Origin of the sequence: Oceaniferula spumae, assembly GCF_042849255.1 — a bacterium.
GTDB lineage: Bacteria > Verrucomicrobiota > Verrucomicrobiia > Verrucomicrobiales > Akkermansiaceae > Oceaniferula > Oceaniferula spumae.
In genome coordinates this window covers 2236570-2261960 of the sequence record NZ_AP026866.1, presented here as the reverse complement: position 1 = coordinate 2261960, position 25391 = coordinate 2236570, and the positions used below count along the sequence as shown (strand labels likewise).

General features: G+C 53.0%; 24 protein-coding genes. 17 read left to right on the top strand and 7 right to left on the bottom strand.

Annotated features, from left to right (window positions below):
* The first annotated feature begins 32 nt into the window (after positions 1-32).
* From ACSPJT_RS09410 to ACSPJT_RS09390, 5 genes are all read left to right on the top strand, one after another.
* Positions 33-989 carry a glycosyltransferase family 4 protein gene (locus ACSPJT_RS09410; RefSeq protein ID WP_435896124.1) on the top strand — a complete coding sequence of 319 codons (957 nt, stop codon included), beginning with the start codon at positions 33-35 and terminating at the stop codon, positions 987-989.
* A gap of 103 nt (positions 990-1092) precedes the next feature.
* Positions 1093-4167 carry an alanine--tRNA ligase gene (alaS, locus tag ACSPJT_RS09405; protein ID WP_435896194.1) on the top strand — a complete coding sequence of 1025 codons (3075 nt, stop codon included), beginning with the start codon at positions 1093-1095 and terminating at the stop codon, positions 4165-4167.
* Positions 4168-4346: 179 nt separating this feature from the next.
* A complete protein-coding gene (locus tag ACSPJT_RS09400; protein ID WP_435896123.1) occupies positions 4347-6446 on the top strand; it encodes an endonuclease/exonuclease/phosphatase family protein in 2100 nt (699 codons plus the stop codon).
* Between the two features lie 73 nt (positions 6447-6519).
* Positions 6520-7638, top strand: coding sequence for a cobalamin-dependent protein (locus tag ACSPJT_RS09395; RefSeq protein ID WP_435896122.1), 1119 nt, complete (start codon positions 6520-6522; stop codon positions 7636-7638).
* Entirely contained in the window at positions 7635-9389 is a 1755-nt protein-coding gene (locus tag ACSPJT_RS09390; RefSeq protein WP_435896121.1) for a methylmalonyl-CoA mutase family protein, read from the top strand. Before ACSPJT_RS09395 ends, ACSPJT_RS09390 begins: the two co-directional genes overlap by 4 nt.
* A 30-nt stretch (positions 9390-9419) precedes the next feature.
* Here ACSPJT_RS09390 and ACSPJT_RS09385 read toward each other — a convergent pair whose 3' ends face one another.
* Together ACSPJT_RS09385 and ACSPJT_RS09380 are read right to left on the bottom strand one after the other, a co-directional pair.
* Positions 9420-10019, bottom strand: coding sequence for a PEP-CTERM sorting domain-containing protein (locus ACSPJT_RS09385; RefSeq protein ID WP_435896120.1), 600 nt, complete (start codon positions 10017-10019; stop codon positions 9420-9422).
* Positions 10020-10137: 118 nt separating this feature from the next.
* Complete coding sequence (locus ACSPJT_RS09380; protein ID WP_435896119.1) at positions 10138-11244, bottom strand: substrate-binding domain-containing protein; 1107 nt, start codon at positions 11242-11244, stop codon at positions 10138-10140.
* 161 nt (positions 11245-11405) lie between these two features.
* On the opposite strand from ACSPJT_RS09380, the gene ACSPJT_RS09375 reads away from it, so the two are divergent.
* The 5 genes from ACSPJT_RS09375 (at position 11406) to ACSPJT_RS09355 (ending at position 15943) form a co-directional block, all read left to right on the top strand.
* Positions 11406-12104: a hypothetical protein gene (locus tag ACSPJT_RS09375; protein ID WP_435896118.1), complete on the top strand. Its 699-nt coding sequence runs from the start codon at positions 11406-11408 to the stop codon at positions 12102-12104.
* A gap of 121 nt (positions 12105-12225) precedes the next feature.
* Positions 12226-12789 (top strand): sigma-70 family RNA polymerase sigma factor, encoded by a 564-nt coding sequence (locus tag ACSPJT_RS09370; RefSeq protein WP_435896117.1) that lies wholly within the window; start codon positions 12226-12228, stop codon positions 12787-12789.
* Positions 12786-14309, top strand: a complete 1524-nt coding sequence (locus tag ACSPJT_RS09365) for a LamG-like jellyroll fold domain-containing protein (protein WP_435896116.1) — start codon at positions 12786-12788, stop codon at positions 14307-14309. The genes ACSPJT_RS09370 and ACSPJT_RS09365 overlap by 4 nt, the downstream gene beginning before the upstream one ends.
* Positions 14310-14419: 110 nt before the next feature.
* Complete coding sequence (locus tag ACSPJT_RS09360; RefSeq protein WP_435896115.1) at positions 14420-15100, top strand: PEP-CTERM sorting domain-containing protein; 681 nt, start codon at positions 14420-14422, stop codon at positions 15098-15100.
* 201 nt (positions 15101-15301) lie between these two features.
* Positions 15302-15943 (top strand): PEP-CTERM sorting domain-containing protein, encoded by a 642-nt coding sequence (locus ACSPJT_RS09355; RefSeq protein WP_435896114.1) that lies wholly within the window; start codon positions 15302-15304, stop codon positions 15941-15943.
* Between the two features lie 119 nt (positions 15944-16062).
* Here the strand turns inward: ACSPJT_RS09355 and ACSPJT_RS09350 are convergent, their stop codons facing one another.
* Both ACSPJT_RS09350 and ACSPJT_RS09345 read right to left on the bottom strand, forming a co-directional pair.
* Entirely contained in the window at positions 16063-17310 is a 1248-nt protein-coding gene (locus ACSPJT_RS09350) for a glycoside hydrolase family 71/99-like protein (protein ID WP_435896113.1), read from the bottom strand.
* A gap of 36 nt (positions 17311-17346) precedes the next feature.
* The gene (locus ACSPJT_RS09345) at positions 17347-18603 is read right to left on the bottom strand and encodes a DUF445 domain-containing protein (RefSeq protein ID WP_435896112.1); all 1257 of its coding nucleotides are present in this window, start codon (positions 18601-18603) and stop codon (positions 17347-17349) included.
* Positions 18604-18702: 99 nt separating this feature from the next.
* On the opposite strand from ACSPJT_RS09345, the gene ACSPJT_RS09340 reads away from it, so the two are divergent.
* On the top strand, positions 18703-18882 hold the full coding sequence (locus ACSPJT_RS09340) for a hypothetical protein (protein ID WP_435896111.1): 180 nt from the start codon (positions 18703-18705) through the stop codon (positions 18880-18882).
* Between the two features lie 87 nt (positions 18883-18969).
* Positions 18970-19578, top strand: a complete 609-nt coding sequence (locus ACSPJT_RS09335) for a hypothetical protein (protein ID WP_435896110.1) — start codon at positions 18970-18972, stop codon at positions 19576-19578.
* 23 nt (positions 19579-19601) lie between these two features.
* On the opposite strand, the gene ACSPJT_RS09330 is transcribed toward ACSPJT_RS09335, so the two are convergent.
* The 3 genes from ACSPJT_RS09330 to ACSPJT_RS09320 are packed head-to-tail and all read right to left on the bottom strand — an operon-like array spanning position 19602 to position 22775.
* Complete coding sequence (locus ACSPJT_RS09330; RefSeq protein ID WP_435896109.1) at positions 19602-20609, bottom strand: nucleoside hydrolase; 1008 nt, start codon at positions 20607-20609, stop codon at positions 19602-19604.
* Positions 20606-22042, bottom strand: coding sequence for a right-handed parallel beta-helix repeat-containing protein (locus tag ACSPJT_RS09325; RefSeq protein WP_435896108.1), 1437 nt, complete (start codon positions 22040-22042; stop codon positions 20606-20608). Before ACSPJT_RS09325 ends, ACSPJT_RS09330 begins: the two co-directional genes overlap by 4 nt.
* 46 nt (positions 22043-22088) lie before the next feature.
* Entirely contained in the window at positions 22089-22775 is a 687-nt protein-coding gene (locus ACSPJT_RS09320; RefSeq protein WP_435896193.1) for a pseudouridine synthase, read from the bottom strand.
* Between the two features lie 81 nt (positions 22776-22856).
* On the opposite strand from ACSPJT_RS09320, the gene ACSPJT_RS09315 reads away from it, so the two are divergent.
* From ACSPJT_RS09315 to ACSPJT_RS09295, 5 genes are read left to right on the top strand one after another with little or no spacing between them, the layout of a single operon-like run.
* Positions 22857-23435 (top strand): hypothetical protein, encoded by a 579-nt coding sequence (locus ACSPJT_RS09315; RefSeq protein ID WP_435896107.1) that lies wholly within the window; start codon positions 22857-22859, stop codon positions 23433-23435.
* Positions 23436-23480: 45 nt separating this feature from the next.
* Positions 23481-24020 (top strand): hypothetical protein, encoded by a 540-nt coding sequence (locus tag ACSPJT_RS09310; RefSeq protein WP_435896106.1) that lies wholly within the window; start codon positions 23481-23483, stop codon positions 24018-24020.
* A complete protein-coding gene (locus ACSPJT_RS09305; protein WP_435896105.1) occupies positions 24017-24355 on the top strand; it encodes an MGMT family protein in 339 nt (112 codons plus the stop codon). The genes ACSPJT_RS09310 and ACSPJT_RS09305 overlap by 4 nt, the downstream gene beginning before the upstream one ends.
* Entirely contained in the window at positions 24345-24821 is a 477-nt protein-coding gene (locus tag ACSPJT_RS09300; RefSeq protein ID WP_435896104.1) for a hypothetical protein, read from the top strand. The genes ACSPJT_RS09305 and ACSPJT_RS09300 overlap by 11 nt, the downstream gene beginning before the upstream one ends.
* Positions 24822-24829: 8 nt before the next feature.
* The gene (locus ACSPJT_RS09295; RefSeq protein ID WP_435896103.1) at positions 24830-25369 is read left to right on the top strand and encodes a hypothetical protein; all 540 of its coding nucleotides are present in this window, start codon (positions 24830-24832) and stop codon (positions 25367-25369) included.
* The last annotated feature ends 22 nt before the right edge of the window (positions 25370-25391 follow it).

Here is a 25391-nt window from a genome sequence, read left to right as displayed (position 1 = left end):
TTTTGAGCTAACCACAGGAGAATGCAATCAGCATGACCGAAGTCCTCATCCACTCGCCCTATCCTCGACAGCGCAGTCAGGGAAATGCGGTGACGGCCAAGCGCATGACGGCACTGCTCCGTGAAGGCGGACTGGACGTGAAGATTCACGAGCGTGGTGATGCTCCGCTGGCTGCGAAGTGCCTGATCGCTCTCAACGCTCGGAAAAGCGCGACCGAAATATTCGATTTTCATCAACGCCAACCGGAAAGTCCGATCATCGCCCTGCTCACCGGCACTGATGTGAACCATCCGGACATGGAAACGGAGACCTCAGAGACTCGTATAGCACTTGAGCTCTGCACCGCCATTGTCTCCCTGCACGATGGGTTTTCCCACCGGATACCGAGCCATTTGTTAGAAAAAACCGAGGTCATCTATCCCAGTGTGCAGTTACCGCAGTCCATTCGACACCATGCCACCGCACCAATCGATATAGTGATCGCAGGAAATTTCCGCTCCGAAAAAAATCCAAGCTTGCTGATGGAGGCCGCCCGAGCCCTCGCGGATACCCCCATGCATTTCCACGCCTATGGCCAAGGCGGAGACTACCAAGCCGAGTTAGAAAAAACCGCCGCCGAATGTCCGAACTTCCATTTCCACGGAGTGCAGGATCATGACGTGGTCCTCGCAAACATGCAAACTGCCCACGCCCTGCTCAACACCTCCACCGAAGAAGGCGGAGCCAATGCCATCTGCGAGGCCGTCGTCATCGGTCTGCCAGTCATCGCGAGTAAGATCGCAGGAAACAAAGGCATGCTCGGTGAGGATTACGGAGGTTTATTCCCTTCAGAAAGCACCACCGCCCTCACGGAAATCTTGACCCGCTCCATCGACGATCCGGATTTCTACCAGTCCCTGAAATCCCAAATCACCACCCGAGCCCCCCTGTTCAGCTACCGGCGTGAAGCCGACCAATGGACCGCCCTCGTCCGCCGCCTCCTCAACTGACTCCACCTCCGCGCTTTACTCCACGCGCATCTTCCATTATCAGCAGCGTCCGCGCAGCGGCCAAGCACCGACCACTGCACACTCACCACCGACCACTGATTCAATGACCGCTGCCGAAATCCGCCAGAGCTTTCTCGATTTCTTCAAAGAGAAGCAACACACCGTCGTGCCCTCCGCATCCCTGATGCCGCAGAGCCCCGGACTGCTTTTCACCAATGCGGGCATGAACCAGTTTGTGCCGTATTTCCTCGGAACGGAAAAACCACCGTATTCTCCTCCGCGCGCCACCGATACCCAGAAGTGCATTCGCGCCGGCGGCAAACACAACGACCTCGAGGACGTCGGCTACGACACCTACCACCACACCATGTTCGAGATGCTCGGCAACTGGTCCTTTGGTGACTATTTCAAAAAGGAAGCCATCGAGTGGGCTTGGGAGCTCGTGGTCGAACGCTGGGGATTCCCTGCCGACCGACTCTACGCTACGGTCTACATGCCCGGCGAAGGCGATCCGGGCAGCTTCGACCAAGAAGCCTACGATTTCTGGGCCGCGCTGTATGAAAAGAAGGGACTCGATCCCAAACGCCAGATCGTCAACGGCAACGTCAAAGATAACTTCTGGATGATGGGCGAAACCGGCCCCTGCGGTCCGTGCTCCGAACTCCACGTCGATCTAACACCTGACGGCGACACCGATGGCAAACTGGTCAACATGGACTCCGATCTCTGCATCGAAATCTGGAACCTCGTCTTCATCCAGTTCAACGCCGAGGCCGACGGCACCTTCCGTGACCTGCCAGCCAAACACGTCGATACCGGCATGGGCTTCGAGCGCGCCGTGTCGATCTATCAAGGCACCAACGGTTTCAAAGACTTCTCCAAAAAACCCACCAACTACGCCACCGATGCCTTCCAGCCGATCTTCCGTAAGCTCGAAGAACTCAGCGGCAGGAAATACCAAGACACCTATCCGGAATCTGTCGAAGCCGATAAGTCCACGCTCTCTGACGAACTCAAGGAAGCCATCGCCTTCCGCGTCATCGCCGACCACATCCGCACCCTTTCCTTCTCACTCGCCGATGGAATCCTGTTAGGAAACAACGGCCGCAACTACGTGCTCCGCCGCATCCTCCGCCGTGCCGTTAGATACGGTCGCACCCTCGGATTCTCCGGTGACAAACCCTTCATGGCCGACCTCGTCGACACCCTCGTCGAGCAGCTCTCCGGCGTCTTCCCAGAACTCGCCGAACGCGCTGACGCCATCAAAGAAAACCTCCAGCGCGAGGAAACAAGCTTCAACGAAACCCTCGACCGCGGACTACTCAAATTTTATGACGAGGCTCGCCAAGTGGATAAGTTGTATAACAAACTTTGGGATGAACGAGTGAATATAGCGCGTGCTGTTGGTGAATTTCGGCAGAGCTATGAGCTGAGGAATATGGATGTTATCGGTGATGAAGAAATAAAATCCATAGCAAAACTGCAGCCCACAGACCAGGTAGAGGTTAAGAGCATTTTAGGTCGTAATAGATTATTGAATGATAAAGAGGCTGATATCGTTATTATGATGGTTCTTTCGTTAGTTAAGAATCACAGAAGCTCGTTGAATGCCATAGAGTTGTTTTCAGGAACAGAAGCCTTCCAGCTTTACGACACCTTCGGTTTCCCCATCGACCTCACCCAGCTGCTCTGCGAAGAGCGCGGGCTGAAAGTGGACATGCAGAAATTCGAGCAGCTGATGGAGGAGCAGCGTGAAAAAGGACGCGCCGCCCGCACTCGCGAGCTGGTCCGTGCCGCTGACATTTCCACCGACGAAGAAACCGAGTTCACCGGCTTCGAGGCTGACGAATGTGAGGCCAAAGTCACCGAAATCCACCAACAGTCCGATCACCTGTTAGTCATCACCGACAAGACTCCGTTCTACGTTGAGATGGGTGGCCAGATGGGCGACAAGGGAACCCTCACTCACGAAGACGAAACTTACGAAGTGGATACCGTGCAACAGCTCGGCAACGCCCGTGCCCACGCCATCGACCTCTCAGCGAACATCATCGTGGGCGATACCGTCACCCTCGCGATTGACCCAGCACGTCGACGCCCCATCGAAGCCCACCACACCGCCACGCACCTTCTCCACTGGGCGCTGCACGAGGAAGTCTCGCACGACGTCGCCCAGCAAGGCTCCATGGTCAGCCGACTCCGACTCCGCTTCGACTTCAACTCCGGTGCGGTGTCACCAGAGAAGCTCGAAGCCATCGAAGAACGCGTCAACGCCTGCATCAAGGCTAACGACCAAGTCTCATGGATCGAAGTCCCGCACGAAGACGTCAAAGGAAACAAAGACATCCAACAATTCTTCGGCGATAAATACGGCGACCTTGTTAGAGTGGTGCAAATCGGTGGTGAGGAAAAAGAACTCAACGGCTACTCGATGGAACTCTGCGGCGGCACCCATGTTAGAAACACCGGCGACCTCGGCATTTTCAAAATCAAATCTGAAGGAGCCATCGCCTCCGGCATCCGTCGTATTGAAGCCCTATGCGGTGACGCCGCCTGGAACTGGCTGCGTGAAGAAGTGGAAAAAGGCGACACCGAAGGCAAAGACCTCCGCGCCAAACTCGACGCCGCGAACACCGAGCTGGAAGCCATCGGCGAGAAGCCGGTCAACATGAAGAAGTTTCCCCACATCATGGGGGCCTTGCTCATGGAGGGTGGTGATTTCCAGCAAATCAACAACACCTTCAAGCATTACCGCGAGCACATCGAGGCTCTGCGTCAGGCAGGCATCGACGCCGAGAAGAAACTGAAAAAAGCCCAAGCCGGAGCCGCCGCCAAGATGGCAGACGAAGCTCTCGCTACGCTGTTAGAAAGCGGCAACAACATCGCCGAAATCTTCCAAGGCCCTGCCAACCTGCTGCAAGAGCTGCTCAACGGCTTGAAGAAAAAGCAGTTCGCCGGAGCCGCCTTCCTCATCGTTGACGATGGCGAGCGCCTTCACCTCGGTGCCTACTGCGGCGACGATGCCCGTGCCAACAAACTCATGGCCGGCAAACTCATCCAAGAACTCGGTCCCATCGCAGGAGGTAAAGGAGGAGGAAAGCCAGACCAAGCACGCGGCGCCGCCCCCCAACGCGACAAAGCTGATGAACTCAAAGCCGCCGCCGCTGCGAAGCTGTAAGCTCTATCCGTCTACCAGGTGATCAAAAATTTAGCCTCAGTCTTTGACTGGGGCGACCGGCTCTATTGGTATCGTGGTCACTAAATTTGACACCGCGATACGATGATCGGTTTGAAAGCAAACGCCTCCTTGAATCGTTACCATAGCTCGAGGGCATAACCCATCCAACGTTCTGGTGGATGAAAGTTAATGTCGCTGGTTCAAGTTATGATCTAACAATTATGATGGTGTTTCATGTTATCAAGAGAGCAATTTTGCAGATTGGAAATCATTTCCATCGCGCGATTTTCATCGGCTATGTCACTCTCACCGCCTTTCAGATGTCAGAAGCTGTCGGGCAAAATTATGCCTTGGAGTTTAATGGTGTAGATTCGCAAATCGATTTGTCATTCAGACCCTTGCAAGAGGAGTGGACTGTTTCGGCTTGGATCAAAAAAGAAGGGGCCTGGGCTGAAGATGAAGTAATTATCGGTAGCGGCTGGGTAACGGTGCAGGAGTGGGAGGATTACCCATTGCATTTCTCCCGAGGTAAACTTTGCGCGTATCGCACCCAATTGTTTGCTCCGGATGTTCTCCCTGCAGGCTGGCATCACATTGCCTCAAGCTGGGACGGTAAGACCACCCGACTGTTTATCGATGGAAAGGAAGTCGCAAAGCTGAAGGGCGGTCGACCTATTTGTCCGGCTTTCATGGGCTCTGATGATGGCAAGGAGTTTTTCAAGGGCCAGATCGACGAGGTCAGGATTTGGAACAAAGCCATACCTGAAAATAGAATCAAACAATGGATGAGCAAAGCTGTTACATCGGCACACCCTAACTACGATTCATTACTTGCCTACTATCGCTTTGATGATCGTGCGAAAGATGCCACCGATTACAAAAGTGAGCACAAGGCTGACATCAAAAAACACTATAAGAGTAAGCTCCCGGGCGATGGCCCCCAATACGTCCTCAATGAGAACGTCGGATTACAGATGGAGTCCCACAAGATGAAGATTCTCTACGCTCAAGCACTGAAAACTTCTTTCCCTTTGGCCGTCGGCCAAAAAAACATTGAGGTGCTCAAGCTCAAGATCAACTGTGAGGGATCCAAAGATCGGCGCCGCATCAACGCCATCGATCTTGATCTCTCAAAGACATCTAACATTAATAGCATCGAGCGCATCAGACTGTGGTCGCTAGGCCCGAATGCAGAACTTGACGGTGGAGTTGAGCTGGTCAAAGGCGGACTGGCTCCGGGAAAACAGATGACAGTAGAGCTGGATTGTTCGTTAGAGGAAGGGATCAACTATATTGCCGTATGCGTTGATCTGAAATCCACCGCCAAACCCGGTGCTGCCATTAATGTAACTTGTTCTAAGTTGAGGTGTGGAAATACGACAGTGGATGTGATGCCCAAAGGTTCTATCGGTCTGCGCGTTATCCGATCTACCCAAAACAACATCAATGAACTCAAAGTTCTGAACTGGAATATCTGGCACGGTGGCATTGAAAAAGGAAAAGACCTTGGGCCGAAACAGATTGCTGAAATCATCAAAGCCACGGATGCCGATATTGTCACCATGGTGGAGACCTATGGCTCAGGGCAAAAAATAGCGGATATGCTCGGGTATCAATTCTATCAGCCGAGTAAGGGCGCAAACCTTTCCATCCTCTCGCGTTATCCCATTTTAGAAACTTATAAATCGGGCAAAAGTGACTTTTTCTGTGTCGGGGCGAAAGTGAAACTTCCCAATGAACGCGAAGTGAAACTCTGGTCGATCTGGATACGCTACTGGGGAGCCGATTACACGCTCCAGCAATACTCCAAGAAATACACAGCCAAGGATTGGATCCAAGGTGATCTGGAAACTTCGTATAAGGATCTCAGCGAGATATTGGAAAAGGATATCCGCAAGCATGATGACGGCACCACACCATTGATCTTTGCCGGAGACTTTAACTCATGCTCGCACCTCGACTTCACCGAAGGGGCAGCGAAGGCCGGTCTGCACAACGGCTGGGTCGTCGATATGCCAACCCACAAACTCATGCACGAGGCTGAGTTCAAAGATAGTTATCGAGAAATACATCCTGACGAAAGCAAAGATCACGGAGGGACATGGGCGGCCAACTACCGATGGTCGGATGATTTCAGAATTGATTACATCTATTACAAAGGTCCCGGAATTAAGGCGCTCTCTTCCGAGGTGATTAGCCATCATCCCCAAGCAGATGTGCTCTGGCCGGGCGATCACTCCGCTGTTTTAAGCCGATTTGATGTCAGCGTAGCGAAATAGTGACCGGTTTTACTAAGCGGAGCATATGCACAATCCCATTGTGCCCTCTGGAGATAGACGCTAGTATGGGTACATGGAGAGTCATGTCATCCGTATTCTAACAGCTGTGCCGCTGTGCGACGGCCATGACAGTGCGGTCTGTACCGTGAACCAAGAACTTATCCGGGCAGGGATTGAGGTGATCTACTTGGGCTATCATCGCTCGGTCGCCGATATCGTTCGGGCAGCGGTGCAGGAAGATGTGGCGGCGGTGGGGCTCTCGAGTTACAACGGCGGGCACGTTGAATTCTTCCGCGAGGTGGTGCAGGGGTTGAAAGCTGCAGGCGCGGATGACATTGGCGTTTTTGGCGGAGGCGGAGGCACGATCACGCCACCGGACGCTGATCAGATGATGAAGGACGGCACCGATAAGATTTTCTTCGCCGGAACCTCCTTCGCCGAGATGACGGATTACATTAAAAAGCAATACGCTCGTGATCTCGACTGCTCCAGCGTGGATACATCACTCACCAATCATCGGGCATTGGGCAGACTGCTTAGCTGCGTGGAGGAAGGTGGTATCGGCGAGCCGGAGGAGGGGAAATCCGACACCGTGCGTGTGGTCGGTATCACCGGGCCAGGCGGCGCAGGCAAGACCACTCTCATCGATGAACTGGTGCGTAACTATCTCGAACAACAACCAGATGCCCGAGTCGCAGTCCTGTCTCACGACCCCAGCGCGGTTAGCAAGGGGGCACTGTTAGGTGATCGCGCAACCATGGTCTATGCGCAGGACGACCGAGTTTTCATGCGCAGTCTAGGCACTAGAGGACGTGAAGGTGGGTTGTCGCCAGCCACGGAACCATGCTTACACTGGCTGGCGGGGAAACAGGCAAATTTCGACCTCGTGCTGGTTGAAACCGTCGGCACCGGTCAGGAGGCGTTACCATTCCGTGACAATCTGGTGGATGTCAAAATCATGGTGATGAACACCGACTACGGCGCGCGTCTGCAGCTGCAGAAAATTCTCATGTTAGAAGAAGCCGATGTGGTTGTGGCGAACAAAGCTGACCGGCCAGGCAGCGAGACCACCGTCAGCGAACTCAACAACCACCTCGAAATGCTCGGCGGCGATCGCACGCTGGTCTCCACCATCGCCAGCCGCCACGGTGACCCGGGGGTGGCACAACTCTTGGAAAGGATTCTCACATGAGCACGATGAAGGAAATCGCCGACTCAGTGAGGCGCTTCAACGAAGACGTCGAGCAGCGGGTTTACATTGCCCGCCACGATGATGCTGCCGCCGAGGAACTGATGCAGCGCTGGCAAGATATTGTCGATCAAGTGCCGAGCACAAAAACACCCACGGGCCTTGAGCTGCCGCGCATGGCGCTACCCAATCTCGATGAAGCCGGAGCAGTTGCACGCTATCTCTACGGCGAAGGTCTGCCAGGGGAATATCCATTTCTCAGCTCGGCTTATGAGGAGATGTATCTGGAGCCGCAAGGCGATGATAAACTACCGGAAGAGCCGACCCGACTCTTCGCCGGACTCGGACTAGCTGAAGACACCAACGCCCGCTTCCATTTCCTGACAAAAAGCCAGCGCAGCCACCGCATGAGCACCGCGTTTGACGGTCCCACGCTCTACGGCATGGACAGCGATGAACCGGGAGTGTTAGGAAAAATCGGCGAAGGTGGAGTGGCCATTGATACCGTCGAGGACATGGAACGCCTCTTTGATGGTTTTGATCTAGCAGACCGCGATACCTCCGTCTCCATGACCATCAACGGTCCGGCACCTACCATCCTCGCCATGTTTGTCGCTGCTGCCAAACGGAAGTCTGGATCTGATGTGTTAGGAAAGCTGCGGGGCACCGTGCAGGCGGACATTCTCAAAGAGGTCCAGGCACAGAACGAGGTGCTGTTTCCCACCGAAGCATCCTTGCGCTTCATGCTCGATATGTGTGAGTTCACGGTAGAAAAAATGCCGCGCTGGTATCCGGTTTCGATCAGTGGTTATCACATTTCCCAAGCCGGTGCCACGCCAGTGCAACAGGCCGCCTACACTCTTTCCAATGGTTTCTGCTACGCACAAATGCTCTGTGACCGAGGAGTTTCGGTGGACGACTTCGGGCCGCGATTTTCTTTCTTCCTCGATTGTAGCCTGGACATCGAATATCTCGCTCTGGCTCGGATTTGCCGGAAGATTTGGGCGATCGGAATGAAGGAGATATTTTCCGCTGGAGATCGGGCTCAACGATTCAAACTGCACACCCAGACCAGTGGCCGATCACTGGTAGCGGCGGAGTTTCAGAACAATCTAACAAGAACCGCCATCGAGCTGATGATGGCCTGCATGAATGCTACGAACTCTTGTCATAGTAACAGCGCCGATGAGCCGTTCACGACACCTTCGCAAGAATATGTCAGGCTGGCCTCACACGCTCAATCGATAGTGTTAGAGGAAAGCGGATTGTTCAGGCACATGATGAACACTTTGGCCGGATCACCGGGTATGAAGGCAGTCGAGGTAGCAGTGGAAAAGGCCATCCTCGCTGAGTTCGATGAAATCGATCAGCTCGGTGGCGTGTTAGAAGCCATGGAGCAACGCTACCAACGCAGCAAAATTCAAGAAGCTGCTCATCGCTATGAAAAGCAAGTCGCCGATGGCACCCGCCCAGTTATTGGACAGAACCGCTATATCAAGGAGGACGCCGAGTGGCACGAGCCCGAGTTGGTGCGCATTCCCCATGAGAGAAAACAGCACCAGGTCGAGCGCCTAGGTAATTTCAAGAAACGCAATGCGGACAAAGCACCCGCTGCTCTGGAAAAACTCCGCCGTGTGGTGCTCGATGATGGAAATGTCTTCGCAGAGCTACTGGAAACGGTGGAAGTCTGCTCACTCGGTCAAATCACCCGCGCCCTGCAGGATGAAGTCGGTAAATTCCGCCCGATGGTGTGATAGGGAGAGTGGGTGCCCGCTGCTATGTGTTTATTTCCTGCGTCGCAGGATCAGCGCAAGACCGCCTAGACCGAGCAGGGCGGTTGTCGAGGGTTCCGGCACCACGGCGACGGAGACGATGTTAGATTGGGCTGCTCCACCGGAACCCGTGTTGTCCCACCATCTGGCATTGACTGTGCCGTTAATTGGGAACGCGGGGACATCCGAAGATGAGAAGACGACTGATCCGGAGACAGCGACACTTTGACCATTGTTCGGATTAGGACGGTTGCCGGCTTGTGCGATATTTATAAAGAGGTCGTTCGGGTCGATGCCGCCAAGTGTGCTGGCGAACGTGCCCGTCGCAGAATGAGGGGTCACGACTACGGTGGATCCGCCGTTGATGCTGTATTCCAAGGTGCCGCTGACGTGTCCGCCAGATGCATTTGAATTCGCGGAGAAAAAGTCTTCAAAAACGAGCCAGTCGAATTGGCCGGCGTTATTGTTGGCAGTGAAGGTGATGGGGGAGAAATTGATCTGCCAATTGTTTCCGCCCACGTTCGTGAGTGAGAGGGCGGCTTGGCTTATGGTAATGCCGGATGCGAATACCGTGCTTGCGACGGCGAGGCTGGCGAGAGTGTTGTGTTTCATTTGTAAAGCAGAAGGGGTTTGTAATTGGTAAATCCTCCACATGTCACGTTATCTGTCAAGGTGCAAGGGTGTGACTTTGCGCGTGGGGGTGCATGCTCTTTGTAAACGGAAATAACAATTACTGCGGCACGGATAGCGTATTCACACTGCTGCCCACCACCAGCTCCAGCTGGAGTTCCTTCATGCCGGTCGGTCGGAGTCCTCCGGTGATCCATTTGCGCAGCTGCCGACGGACGCTGGTCTCTGAGTGGCGCAACATCGTTGGGCGGGGCCACATCCAGTTCGATCGCTCGGAATACTCGCTGCAGACGACGGAGAGGTCATGAGGGATGGAGATTTTAGAAGCCGCGCAGAATCCGTAGAGAGACTGCATTTGGATGCTGCGGGAGGCGATGACGGCTGTGGGTTCGTAAGTCCGCAAACTTTCCTGCCAAAAGCGGAACCATTGCTCGGGGTTGTGTGAAGTGCATTTTGGGGTGTCGATCTGGAGGTTTTTGAGATATCCACCAGTGCTGTTAGCCTTTTCGATGCCGATCTTCACGGAGTCCAGAAATGCATCACTTCTCTGTCCTTCACGGTAGTTGGGCGTCAGAATTCTGCGGTGTCCGTGTGCGTGCAAGTGGACGATGAGCTGGGCAAAATGATCGCTGATGTTGAAACCATGAGCGGAGGCACCCATGAATTCGGGCACCCAATAACCACCCATTGAGTAGGTGGGTCGTAGATCGGCCGCCGCGAGGATCCATTCGCGCCGGGGGGAAAGCAGCACAATGGCGGCAATCTTGTGCTTTTCCACCAGATCAGCGAGCAGTGCGCGGGGACGTTTGAATCGGTCGTAGTCGACCTTATGAACGTAAACATCTCCACCGGCCTCGTTCCATACGGAACGGCACACCGTCACATTGCTATCATGCCGGGAGCTTTCCGACTGCACCTGATCGTAAAGCAGAAGCAGAGTTCCTTGGCTTTTGGACTGGCTTTGCTCGAGATTCTTCTTCGGTCGGCGGATGCGTCTTCGTTTGCCAGTTTCTGAGGGATGAAACATGCCTTGTGTTTCTAACAAATCGACTGCGGCCAGGGTTGTTTTTCTACTGACCGAGTAGCGCTCTGCCAATGCTCGGGTCCCCGGAAGCAATTTCTTCCATGTGCCCGCTCGTATATCCGCTGCAATTTGATCAGCAACAACGACTGATAGGCTGTTAGGGCGTCCGACGGGTTGCTTCATTAAGTTCGATCAAAATAGCACTTACTCTCGGTATGTCGATGTCAAACCGGTCACCTGTAGTAACCGGTGAAACGCGGTTTTTTCACATCGTGAAGCCTGATAGCGGAGGAATATATTCTGTGCCGTTACTTGCGCAAAATGAATCACTTGCGTTTCTGATCATGAAAAAAAATATCTTACTTACAGTTGCCGTTGCCGCCTTGTGTGCCGTTCGTGCTGATGCAGCATCTACAGTCGTCTTGAACTTTGGCACGGGAGAGCTGAATGCCGGCTCAATTGGCGCCACATTTCCCTCAGGTGGGGGAGAGCAATGGTTGTTTACCGTGGATGACTCCACGGCGAATGTCACCGGTATGCCTGCTGGGGTGAGTTTTCAAGTTTTGGTCACCACGCTGGCCGACGGAGTCTTCAGCTCACAGACAAATGCCATCGGCCTCGATGGAGCTGCCGATACTGCCGCAGCCGGTCTGGACAATGGCACCAATGACGACCCGATCGATGAGGGTTTTGAGTTTTCGATTGGAAATGTGACCGGTCTCGGTGGTGGGGAATCCATGTATATTTCCGGACTGAGCCTTACATTCCTAAGTGCTACCGCAGGCGACAGCTGGGAAATCAATAGCGATGGTGTGGTCACCGCTTCAGGCTCAGCCGATGTTCTTGTGACACCGAATGACCAAGCATTGATTGCCTCCATCTTCGCACGCTCCAATCCTTCATCGACCGATGATCGCGGAACGGGGAACAACAACACACGTTTCGGAATTGCAGCAATGGAAATCACCATCGTGCCTGAGCCATCAAGCGTGATGCTTGGCGCTGCGGCTGGTCTCATGCTCTGCTTCAGACGCCGCCGTTAATTTTTCCGAATTCTACCATACTGCTGGCTCGGTCTCCTGTGGGGGTCGGGCCAGTATTGTATACGGTTAGAAAAATATGATGTAACGAATCCTCTCCGTGTCTCATAAGAGGGGGACAATAATGAGCGCAGACATCATACGTATCCATCAGGATCAAGCAGCGGAGGACGGCGAGATCGTCCGGCTGTTGACTGAGCATCAGGCGAGCCTGCGTGCGTATCTGCACTCGCTCATGCCTGGCAGCCCGGATGTGAAGGATGTGCTGCAGGAGACAAACATGACGCTGTGGCAAAAGCGGGAGCGTTTCCGTGAAGGATCGAATTTCATCGCTTGGGCATTCGCTGTGGCGCGCCTGAAGGTAAAGGAACAGCATGCACGCACCTACCGTGACCGACGTCTGGTTTTTAACGATGAGCTGCTGGACACACTCAGTCTGACGGAGGATGAGGCGCAGGTGAGCGAGGTGGAGTTCAGGCAGGCGGCACTGGCACGCTGCATGGAAAAGCTGGCGGAAGATGAGCGTGGCATCGTTGACGCTCGTTACCAGCGTGGTAACTCGCTGGAGGAACATGCTCTGAAAACGGGTTGCTCAGCAGGCTCTCTGCGTATCGCCCTTTTCCGCATCCGTGCCGCGCTTAAACAATGTGTCGCCAGGGAGGTGAACAAACATCAGAAATTGAGATGAAACCACGCGAGGCCGAACAACTTATCCAACAACTCTTCGATGGCACCATCGCGGAGCGGGATTTTCACACTCTGGAGGAGGAGTTGGCACTCGATTCCAACCTGCGCGCGACCTACAAGGAATATGCTATGCTGCACAGCTCGCTAGAGGCAGCCGATGTAGACGAAACCTTGATATTGCCGGAAAGTCCCGAAGTGCTACTGCGGCAGCAGAAGCTAGTCACCCTCTGGCTGTCCGTCGGAGTGGCCGTGGCCTCGGTGCTGGTATTCGCGCTTGTGCTGCGTTTTGTTTACACGGATCCAGCGCCACAGCACATCGCCATGCGCAGCTCGGCCGGAACAGTGATGCGGGTGACGTCCGCCGAGGGAGAGGTGAACACTAGCGAGTTGGTCCCAGGAAGCTCCGTGGAGGTCACTCAGGGAGTGGTCGAACTGCGATTTCCTTCAGGAGTAAAATCCCTTGTCACTGGACCTGCAAACTTGGAGGTGGTTTCAGGAAACGAAGTGGCCTTGCACGAGGGTGTTTTCTGGGCACACGTGCCTGAAGGCGCCGAAGGGTTTCAAGTTCGAGCACCCGGAATGCATGTGACGGATCTTGGCACGGCGTTTGGCATGGTGGTCGTGCCGGGATCGGCCGAAGATGTCTACGTGTTAGACGGGGAAGTGAAGGTGCAGAGTCTGTCGGGTAAAAAAGAGGAGGTCAGGCTCACCGCCGGTGAGTCAAGACGCTTGGACAACCGAGGCAGACTTGTAGCCGCGCCGAAACTCTCCCAGAGCTTTACCACCGAGCTACCGGAGTCACTGCACTATTTTCACTTCAGCTTTGACGAGGTTCATGGTGACACCACGCCGGTAGCGGGAAATCACCCGATGCTCGCTGATATGAATACGCGGCTAAAGCAGTCGGACGCTCGGCCCGCCAGAGAGCGCGTTGTCAAAGGTCGCTTTGGTAATGCCATTACCTTTGACGGATTGGGAGACATTATTGAGACAAACTGGCCGGGGGTTTATGGCAGCCAGGCACTTACGGTCGCACTCTGGGTGAGGCCAGAAGGTAAGCCAAACTACGGTGGCTTGCTCGGATGGGGTGCAAGTAAGATTGCGACGAGTGAGCCGAATCAATGGAAGGTGTTGCTCGCGCCCAGCAGTCGCGGTGGGGACAACACCCGCTTTCGCGCTGCGTGGGGGGCTGGCATCGAGGTGAGCCAACGCATGCTCGCTCCGAGAGGAAAGTGGATTCATCTGGCCATGGTTTACACCGGCGATGAAGTGAAGTTTTATGTTAATGGCAAGGAACTGATAGAGTCTCAGGAGACTAAGATCACCCCGCCGCAGCGTCCAGGAGATCTACTCAAGAGTTATCCCTTGGTCTTTGGCGATCCGATGAGTCAAAAGGCAGCACGGGCAGGGCAGTTTCTACGAGGTGTGCTCGATGAGGTGTACATCGTAGAGGGGGCATTGACGGACTCCCAAATCAAATCTCTCTACCGGAGCAACAGCCACCTTTCTGGCGCCCGCTAAAAAAATCCGACAAATTTTGTAACGTTTCGGTGGCTTGGCTCATTTGCACATGTCTGCAGTTTGGCTTGGTGCGAAATTGCGGCGATACTCGAACCACAGCTTCACTATCCATGAAACACACCATACTCCTTATCACAGCATTACTCACCTTACCCGCCAGCGCTGTAGTCGTTTTTGACTTTGGCAATGGCAGCAGCAACGGAAACAACTCCCAGAATGGTGGGCTGGGAAATTGGACGCCGTTTTCAGAGGGCGATCCCATTGGCTCGGTTTCCACGAGCATTGGGGGAATCCAAATGACGCTCAACGGCATTGCGAACGATGGAAACGCCACGGCAGATGAAGCTTGGGGGATCAACAGCCAGGGAATTGGCATCATCACTGATGGCATCGACGGCGTGACCGGACGTCGCGTTGACGGCTCCGCTGGCGAGGCGATCGTCTTCAGCTTCGACGTCGATGTTTTCCTCGTTTCCGTGAACTTTGGCAGTTTCGCTAACGTAGGAGGGAACGATGAGTCTTTGACCCTGACACCGGACGGAGGATCGGTAATCACCTTTTCTACTGCTGACGATGGTGGGGCAGGAAATGCGGATCCGCAGTATGAATGGGATCTCGGTGGCGTGCTAGTGACGGCAGGCACCGAAATCAGACTGACAACTGACCCAGCGCAGACCCAGGATGGTGGAATTCTGTTCAACGAAATCACCGTTAATGCCGTTCCTGAGCCATCCAGTGCCACTCTGCTAGCTCTGTCCGGATTCGGACTACTGGTGCGCCGTCGCCGCTAATGGCCGTCGCTGACCTGCACACACTGACCGACCTCGGTTGTTCCGTGCTTCAGAAGATTCACGATCTTCAGAGCTGGAAAAAAATAGAAAATGCTGTAACGTTTTTGGGTCGAATACCATTTATTACTAGGGAAGCGGCTATAAGATCATAGCTGGCGTCCAAAACCAACGAATTGCTCATCAAAAAAAACACATATCGTTATGAAAACCCTCACCATTCTATCACTCAGCGCCCTGCTGGCATTGCCCGCCAGCGCGGCAACGGTTGTCACCTTGGATTTTGACGCCGACTCCGCCTTCAGCACATGGGTGGACGGCACTGGTCCTCTCACTTCAGGAACACTCACCGGCACCGCCGACGGGGTCAATTTTAGCTACCAAGTCCGAATCTCAGGGACCACCGATGGAACCAATTCGAATCTAGACTTCAATGACCAGCGCCCTTTGTTCAATTTCGACAATAACAACGTCACGCTGAATGCAACACTAAGTGTCATCAATCTGACAGCCACATCACCTGGAACCATCGCTTTTGATGGTTTCACCGCTCTCTCGCAGTTCGATAACAAGCTCGCCACTGGGGGCGGCCCCGATGCCGTTCGAGTGACCGGAACCACCGGAGGCACCGAAACCTTTACAGGCACAATGAATCCTGAGAGCTTCACTTTCGCGACCATTAAGGGAGGAGATCTTTTCGTGGAAGCCGTCGATGACGGGGATAACTCGAACTGGCGTCTTGAGGACTTGAATCTTCAGTTCACCGGTGTAGCAGTCCCCGAACCTTCCAGCGCAGTTTTAGTCGGCTTGGCAGGTCTCGGCCTGCTTGTCCGTCGTCGCCGCTAGGCTTCACTTAGTTCTCATACGGGCAGACTCAATTCACTTGAAAGTGGGAGCATTAGCTTCCGCTTTTTTGTTTCAAATTCCGAAGTCGGTAGAAATTCAAGGTCATCAGATCTGGCTCACTATTTCCGTTCCGGGAGTTCTGCACTGAGCGTTTTTGGATTGTTCTGAAACAGCTCGCGTGCCTTGCCGGTGAGCCATAGGTAGTGATCGTTAGGGAGGTTTTTTTCGGCTAAGAAGCGTGACGCACCCACAGGCGGATTGTTAGAGTATTTGAAAATAGCCGTGCCTTCATCTAACTCATCAAACATGGCGACAAAGAGTGAGGCGGCGCCAGCCTGTTTATAACTCCAGCACTGGGACCATAAAAAGGCTCCCTCTTGCCGGGGGATGGCATCGAACTTCGCTTTTTTATCTCGCGTCCTCTGAAGGTTCTGCCAGCTGAATCCTGGAAAGGCGACAGGGAGGTAATCAATGTTTTCAGTCTTACACCAGGCAAGATCTGCGGTGGTTGTTTTCCGAATGAATTGCTCAGCTTGATCAGGAGTGCCGTATCTGCCCACCGTCCATGGACTGATGACATCGACTTGTTTCAGCAGCTTGTGCAGTCGGGGATCATTCACCGCGTCACGGTTGAGCGTTCGCCAATAGGAAGGCACGCCGACCATGATGGAGCAACCGCCGAACTCTGGATCGTTTTTGAAAAAGTCGATCAGTGTTTGCCATGCTTGAAAATCAAATGGTCGGTCAGAAAATCCAAGACCCCAAAGCGTAATGAGAGGTTTGCCTCGGTGCATGAGGTAAGAGGTATCGTGCGTGAGACTGCCAACTTTGTGATCCTTTTTTAACCTTTTCCAATCTTCGATCAGCAGGTTGATTTCGCCGGGTTTGAGTCCGCTGAGGTCATAAGTGAGTGTCCACTGGCGGTTGTGTTTCACCGCAGCCTTCCGGCAATTCAGTAGCACTTGATCGAGAGTTTTTCTGAATTTCGGATCACGTGTAGAAACAACGAAGCGCTGGAGAAAAACCCCATCAATACCGTAATCAGACATCCACTTGAAGTGAACGTCCACCGTGGCCGCATTCACCGGACTGTATACCTTCGCCACCGAGCCATCAGCATGACGAAATTCCGTAGGGTATTGTTCGCTTTCTGGTAACTCGCTCACATCGGGCCAGAGGTCGATCGTGCAGTGGCCTGGTTTGAATTTCTCCGTTGTCGAATAATGGCGCCATCCATAGCCAGAGTTATCACCGGGCGCTCGGAACCATCCCTGATAACCACACATGACTTTGCCAGTCAGACCATCGGCAATGGATTGTGATGAGAATACTGTTAGGGTGAGTGCGATGATGCGGATGATACGCATGATTGAAATTGTTAGTCGAGATTGATGCGGTGCGGACTACCAAATTAGATTTCCCAATGCATGCAGAACGACACCGACCAGGCCTCCAATCAATGTGCCGTTGATACGGATGAATTGCAGGTCAGGTCCGACTTGTTGTTCGAGCTTTTGCATCAGGGTATCGGCATCCCACTCTTCGATGGTATCGCGGATCATCGCCTCGATATGATCACCGTGTTTGTTGAGGATTTGTTCGATGCCGTCCAATAAAGTGGTTTCAATTTTCTGCGCCAACTCAGGATTATGATCAATCGCCGAGCCGACGGCGACGATGGCGGCGGCAAGGTGTGTGACGCTCTTAGGTGCCTCCCGTGCCAAGTCGCGGTTGAGTGTTTGGCGGAGCTGTTGCCACACACGTTCGGCGAGTTCGCCACTTTGGGGATCGTCCAGCCATTGGTCGCGAATTTTTTCCAGCTGTTGCTTGAGCTCCGGATTGCTTTCGAACTGCTCCTGTGCGGCGGTGAGTTGCTCGTGGATAATGTCCCAGAGTGGTTCATTCGCGTCTTCGCTGGCGGCGATCAGCTTGGCCTCTATGCTGCCGGCGGTGCGTTCGGAAATGTCTTCGGCTATGGCTCGCGAGATTCTTCCGATCAGTGGCACACGAGTTAGAGGTGCCTTTTTGCCTGCGGCTAGTTCGATGCGACCTTTGTTGTGAGAAATCGCCGATGCCAGCTGTACAAGAACCGGGGCAAGCATTTGCCGGTATCGGTTTTCAGAAAGCATCCAGGTCAGGAGTTTTGCCGTGAGTTGGTTCGGCTGGAGTGCCCGCAGCTGCTCGGTGAATTTGGCGGTGATCAGCTTGTGAGTGTCGTGTTTTTCCAAGGCATCCAATGCGGTGGGCAGCATATGCAGTGTCTGGCCAGCGAGCTTGTCAGCCTGCTCATCCTTGGTCATCCATGCGGCCATGCGCTGAACCAGCTGAAGCTCCCGCGCTTGTTTGCATATGAGGTCAGCGGTGAGGAAGTTGCCTCTAACGAAATGAGCCAGCGCGGCTCCGATCCGGTCTTTTTCCCGAGGGATGACAGCGGTGTGAGGTATTGGAAGTCCCAGCGGGTGGCGAAACAGCGCAGTGACCGCAAACCAGTCGGCAAGTCCACCAACCATACCCGCCTCTGAGAACGCGCGAAGCCACTCCAGCCACGGCCAAGTTTCTTGATAGCTGCGTGCAATGACATACAGCCCCGCCATTAATGCGAGAATGCCACCGGCGGCTAGACGCATGCGTTTGAGTCGTGGGTTGGTTAATTCAGTCACGGTCCGCTAGTATCAGGTGGAATATTGTGAATAGCAACTCTGGCATGGGCCTCTCATTCTACAATTGCACCTATGAGCAGAATGTGGGACAGTCGTCTCATGAAAAACAGAATAACCCTCGCCATTCTAGCCATGTTCCTACTGGCGCCTGTCGCATCTGCAAAAATCAGGGTGCCTAGCAGTGTTCACCAGATGACCGACCTGGCGAAGGCTCAGGAAGAGGCTCAAAAAGAAGGCAAGGCTCTCGCCTTTGTTTATACTGATCCGGCATCCTCCTGAGGACCCTGTAACGCTTCCAGTTTGGAAGCCTTCAAAAAGTTGAAAAAGCACGCGGTTGTGGTCTTGCTGAATACTAAGGTGAATTCCGTGTATGATCACATATCGCCTATTGTTGGTGGCGGATTGGGCGACCCCAAGATGGGAAATTTGATTCCCAAGGCGGTGGTAGTTTCGCCAGATATGACGACCATGTATGGCTCCATTGCTTACAAGCAGATGAAAGCATCAAAGAATTTCACCGAACTGAATAAGAAGGTGGAGGCAGCCTTGGAAGGTAAACCGGCTGGAGCACAGCCTGAGCCGCAATGGTATGTCAAGGCGGGCAAGGGCAGCTTCTACAAGGGCAACATGGTGAACCTCAAAAAGAACAAGAAAAACCAGCAGATCATCGTGCTTAAAGAAAGATCGGGCAAAGTGTTAAACGTGCCTCTCGGCAAGCTGACGCCTCTGGCACAGAAGATGGCTCTTGGACAAGTGGCCGATAAAGCCGATGATAAGCCATCCGCTGCCGCCGAATTGGAAATGGAATCTTGGGAGAGTGCCAAAGGTGGCAAATCCATCAAAGCAACCTTCGTCTCATTATCTGGTGGCAAAATCACTTTGAAAAAAGACAACGGACAAGAAGTCACCTTTGATCTAACATTGCTATCCGATAAGAGCCAAAGCAGAGCCAGGGAGTTGGCTGCTAATAACTAATTCTGGTAGCTTGATATAGAAAATCAACGGGCTGGTGGAGGCGTGGATACCAGCTGAACAAGGGTCTCTAACACTCGTATTTGTTGAGAGGCTGTCATCGTGAAATACCGATCCCTGCCATCGCTCTTTGCGGTGAAATGCGTAAGCCCCTGATCTGTGACGTGAACCTGCCCCTTTTGCGACAGCCCGAAATAGTTACGATCAGGGTAAGCCGCATGAAGCACACAGGTCAGATCCCAGAGTGCATTTTCCGTGCCGGGTTTTCCGACGTAGGCGATGTAGGACTCGTGCATTAAGTTGGGTGTAGGTTTAGTAAAGTCCTCGCTAATGCTCTTCCACGGATAACGCAGAGCGGCACCTACTTCAAAGCCACTCCACAGAATTTCCGTCGGCCACTCTTTGGCGATTTTTTGTGCCGCTGGGATATCCATGATGACGTTGTATTCACGGTGATTTTTATATTTTCCATTAGGCGTGAAAGCCCCTGCCATGACTAATAGTTGACTGACTTTTTTCTTCACCAGATCTGGGCCTGAAAGTTTTGAATGGGTATCCGCTTTCGAGTCTAGCAGTTGTGCTAGGTTGGTGGAAAATCCGACTTGAATTAGCTTCACCGATCCATCCGGTTGAGCTGCCAGAGTCTTGCGAATCAAGTCTACCGCATCCGGTGCATCCAATCCTGTGTCGAGCTGACGAGGATAGACCAATTCTCCGGTGGATGACTTTTTATCAGCTAGCGCGATGTATTTTCCAATTTGAGGGGTGACGCCCTTGCGCACAGCTCCCACGGGAATATCAGGCCTGCCATAGTAGGTATTAATGACATCAATGAAGGGTGCGGACTTGATGTGATCTTTGGTGGAAGTGCAGGCGAGTAGCTTGCAGGCGCCGCGTCTTTCTAACTGATGAATCATCGCTAGGGCCATAACATCATCAACGTCGTTTCCCATATCGGTATCGAAGATGATACTGACTGGTTTTGCTTGAACCAAGGCGGCGGAAAATAGGATGAGGGAAATGAGTCGGATCATGGTGTTGTGGGTATTTGTTTTAGCCAATCATGGCCATCGGCGAAAGCTCCTGCATTGGTGGAGTTGTCCTTGAGCTGATAGTATGGCCAAGGCTTCTTGCCTTGGGCGAGGAATGGACTATGCGTTAGACTACTGTTACTAGCGGGCATGCCTTCGATGCGGTAGGATAGATTGTCACGCAGATGGATCTTAGATGGAACCTTGTTGCGCTCAGGCTGAATTTTCCTCGGAGGGCCGGATTCGGTGACGAAGACGTTGTGTTTCACTTTCCAGTCATTCAATCGTTCAGCGGCCCATGCTCCAAAGATAGGCCCAGCGCGGTCGGCCGCCTCTGCTGCTGTGACCGTGTTGTAGCTAACCGTAATATTTTCTGCGAGGCCTTCATTCATCCACACGAATGCCCGATCGATGCCCGTGACCAGATTATGATCGATTTCAACCGGTCCGTGATTCTTGCCTCCATGATGGGTGTAGACTCTGCCGTTGGGTTTTGAAATCCGGATGTAATTGTGGTCGATCCGAAGGTGGTTCCGTGGGCCTTCGACACAATAGCTGTCTTCTAACAAGTTGTGGTGGATTCGCACCGAGTATTTAAAGTTGCGATCATTGGGGTTGGCTCCTTGTCCACCCTTGGGAACCGAGATGCAGCGGGTGAGATGGTTGTGGTGGATAGCGAGGCCGTATTCATTCTCATGCGCTGACTCGATGGCGAACTCACTTTTTACATCGATCATACAATGGTGAATTTGCACATTTTCATGTCCGCTGGCCTTGTAGCCGTAGCCATATCCGGAATCCGATGTGATTCGGCAGTGCCGGATTTCCGAGTTCTTGATCCAGCGCGTCTGGATCTGCCCGTTGTGCCAGCCATGTTTTTCCAAACTGGCGTTATGGAAGGAGGAATTCTCTACGATAACGTTCTGTGAGTGCTCTATGCGCAAAGCAGCCCAACGAAAATGGCTGATGTCAAGTCGGCTCAGCTGGATACCATCAGAGCCTCTAACGCTGATTGCGCCTGTGATGGCATGATTGCTGGGCGATGATAAAATGAGATTTGTGATGCTGACATTTTTGACGTTTTGACAGTCGATTATATATCCTGATTCAGCCGTGCGAGGGTCCTTCGCCAGCGGCCATGTAGTGTTGGCAACTAATTGGGAAGTAGACTTTCCCTTGGTGGTTGTGCCACGGATTGTCATGCCGTTTTTTACCTTAGCGACTCGTCGTGCCACATGCTTTCCAGAAGTCAGAATGATGGTGTCATTCTCACTCGCGCGATCGCAGGCATACGCAAGTGTAGCCCATGCAGAATTCAGACTTTTACCATCTTGTTGATCTTCATCGCTTCCTTGCGGGGAAACATAGAATGTCGCGGCAGAGAGCGCGCCATGAAAAAGGATACCGATGAGAGCGGGCAGGAGAGTTGAATTCATCGCTATAATTACTCCGGAGGGCCTAAACCTCTATCAATCAAATCACTCACGGACAGGTCGCTACCTCCTCGGGTGTCAGCATTCGGTAATCGCCAGGCTTTAATGCGGGATCCAATTTGATCTCACCCATGCGCTCGCGGTGTAATGAGGTCACTTTGTTTCCAACAGCATGAAACATCCTTTTCACCTGATGATAGCGCCCTTCGTAAATGGTCAGCCGTGCTTGGTGGGCACTGAGAATTTCCAGATCAGCGGGGGCGGTAGTGAGGTCTTCGTAGGCGAAGTAGATACCTGCAGCGAAATGATCGTGTGTTTCCTCGGTGATCGGTTCAGCAGTTTCTACGAGGTAAACTTTGGGCACGTTCTCCTTCGGTTCGGTGAGTCGGCGAGACCACTTACCGTCGTTTGTTAGGATGAGCAGCCCAGTGCTGGCGCGATCCAGTCTGCCTGCAATATGCAGCGTCTCCGGCACATCGATTAGCTCCATCACAGTCGGATGTTCGGGGTCTGTGGTGGCGCTGAGGTAGCCTGCCGGTTTGTTGAGCATGACATAGCAGGCGGTATCATCGCGCAGGAGTTCACCATCTAACATGACCTTGGTGAAATCGCCGATTTCTCGCTGAGTGTCCTTTTCTATCTCACCTTCCACCCGGACACGGCCTGACGCCAAGATTCGCCGAATCTCCCTACGACCGTGGTCGGAGTGATGAAACAGAAAGCGATCGAGCCTCATGAGCGGTGAGATTACAGCAGACTGGACGAATGAAAATCTCATATCTTGACGGATCTTGGTTGCCCATGAAGAATGCTAGTTATGAAAAAATTACTGACCCTCATATTATCAGCAGCTGTGATCGGGCTTGTTCATGCCGATCCACTGAAGAAGGACCCGGTCGAAAAGGGACTGCGCGAAGCTTATGATCTCTACAAAAAAAGGAACTACGGCGAGGTCAGCGATAAGCTGCGAGAGTTATTGAAGCTGCTAGATGAGAAAAACCAGAAACGTGCCGAGGTTGTCTTGCCTGAGGAGGTCGAGAGTTGGAAGGGTGGTGATTTAGTGCGTGAAAACTTGGATGCTCTCGGCGGTGGCCTCTCGGTGAAACGCCATTATAAGAACGAGCGAAAAAACATCTCGGTAAAACTCATCAAGGACTCGCCAATCGCTGATAACATTATGAAGCTGCTCACGAACGATGACTTAGTGGCATTGAGTAAAAGGAAAACCCACACGGTCTCCGGCATACGAGCCGTGATGGAGAATCCGCGAAAGCTGCAAATGGTGATCGGCGATGAAATTCTCTTGGAGGTGGTGGGTGACAAGGACACGGATGAGCAAGACGTGGTAGGGTTTACTAGAAAACTCGATATCAACTTGATGAAAAAGATGAAGTAAAGCTAGGGTGTGGAGGTCGTTTGTTTCCTAACAACACAATAACGTATGAAATACATCCACATCACCGCTCTCTGTCTTAGTCTGGCATCCTTCTCCTGTGCTCCTACACCAGCCGAGAAGCCTGAGGCTGCTCGGTCAACAGCCGCCACGACAGGAATCACCCCAGTCAGTCATACCGTGACAGGGAAGCTTGAGGTGATGAAGTTCACGTCCTCTGGCAAGGAGGTCATTGTCACTCTACAGTGGCGTGATTACTCCAACATCATTGATCCCCAAGTGCCTAAGTGGTACGGCGACATGGGACGTCCGCCCGCGAAATACGTCGTCAAGAGTCTGACAGTCTCGGTAGACGGTAAAGGAATTGTCATTCCAGAGGCCAACTACCGCTATCTGGCCTCGCAATGGATGAATGATGTCAAGCACCTCGGCGTTTACAAAAGTGGCAACAATCTCAACATCTATGTCAATGTAGGGGACGGAGCAGCTGGCTGGACGGCGAGCTACGTGATCAACCCGGCGGCAGGCACTCTTGTATCCCATCAGGTCATTGATGGTCCCGAATTTCACAATCAATTCGCCCCATGATGCGCGAGCCGACAGCTTTCGAGCAGCGTGTTTACGATCTGTTAAACCGCATCCCTAAGGGAAAGGTGGTGACCTACAAGGAGATGGCACATGCACTTGATTGCGGATCGGCCCAAGCAATAGGCCAAGCCCTGAAAAGAAATCCCTACGCCCCCGAGGTGCCCTGTCACCGTGTGATCAAGACCGATGGCAATATCGGCGGCTATTCCGGAGAAACAGGAGGAGCCAAGTTGCGTAAAAAACTAAAGCTGTTAGCCAGCGAAGGGGTGAAGTTTGATAGTGGCGGCTCGCTTGTTAGTCAGGATGTAGTGTATCGGTTTAGTGATGAGTCATGATGATACAGTGATCCGGACCAGCTTTGGTCAAAAACTGGCTGGTCGCCTTGCCTTGCTTTTCGGGGCTACGATGCAGCTAATCGCGGCATTCGGTTTCATTCTCTCACTGGTTGCGGGAATCATGTGGCTGGTTCTGAATGAAGATATGGTGGAAATCCTACCTTTCCTAGTGTTGTTGGCACTGAGCGTGGTCATGCATGTTTCTGGGCAAGTCATGATCTACACGGGAGATTATTTATTGGGCAAAACCAGAGGCTTGGGGGAGAGGGCTCTACTGCTGATGTGCTCACGATACATTGTTAGGGATATTAGCCGTGTCATGGCGGCGATTCTTTTCCTCTTGGCTGCAACGGCTCTCGCTGGTGGACGTATGGCGGAAATGGTGGTGCTCGCTGTGCTGTGTGGCGGATGCGGCTATTTGATATGGTGGGTGAACAAATTGCCCAGAGCAATGTCACAACCTTAGTGGAAAATATGCTAGAGAGACCTCAATACGAGCCTGAGAGGCATACCACCAAGGGGCAGCAGTTGGCAGGTGTGATGCTGATCGTGCCCGCATTGGTGGTATCGATGTTAGGTTTGGGGTTAGTCGCTACAGGTGCGGTGGGAGTTGCTCAGGTGTTGTTGGTGTCGGATGTAGATCCGTTGCAAAGCAAGGGAATCTATGGACGTATTCCCACATCAATCTTGTTAGGCGCTGCCGGTCTCGCAGTGATTGCCCTTTCATCGGCCATGATGATGATGGGGCAAATCATTTCAGGGAGGAAACGGCGGGTGAAGCCCGACCAGTTGCCTTGGTTGGTAGGTTACATCGCGATGAGAGACACTACGGCAGTGCTGTGGTTTGTGATGCTGGTGGTCACCTTGGTATGTTTGCTGGGACAATACTGGCTAGGTTCACTGTGCGTGATACTTGTCTTGGGCGTTGCTTGGGCCTCGATGGTAGCATGTAATCGAAAGATGGCCGAGATTGAGAAGGTCGATCCACCCGGCCGACTCTCTGCAAGAGGATAACGAAAGCAATAAACCCCGCCTC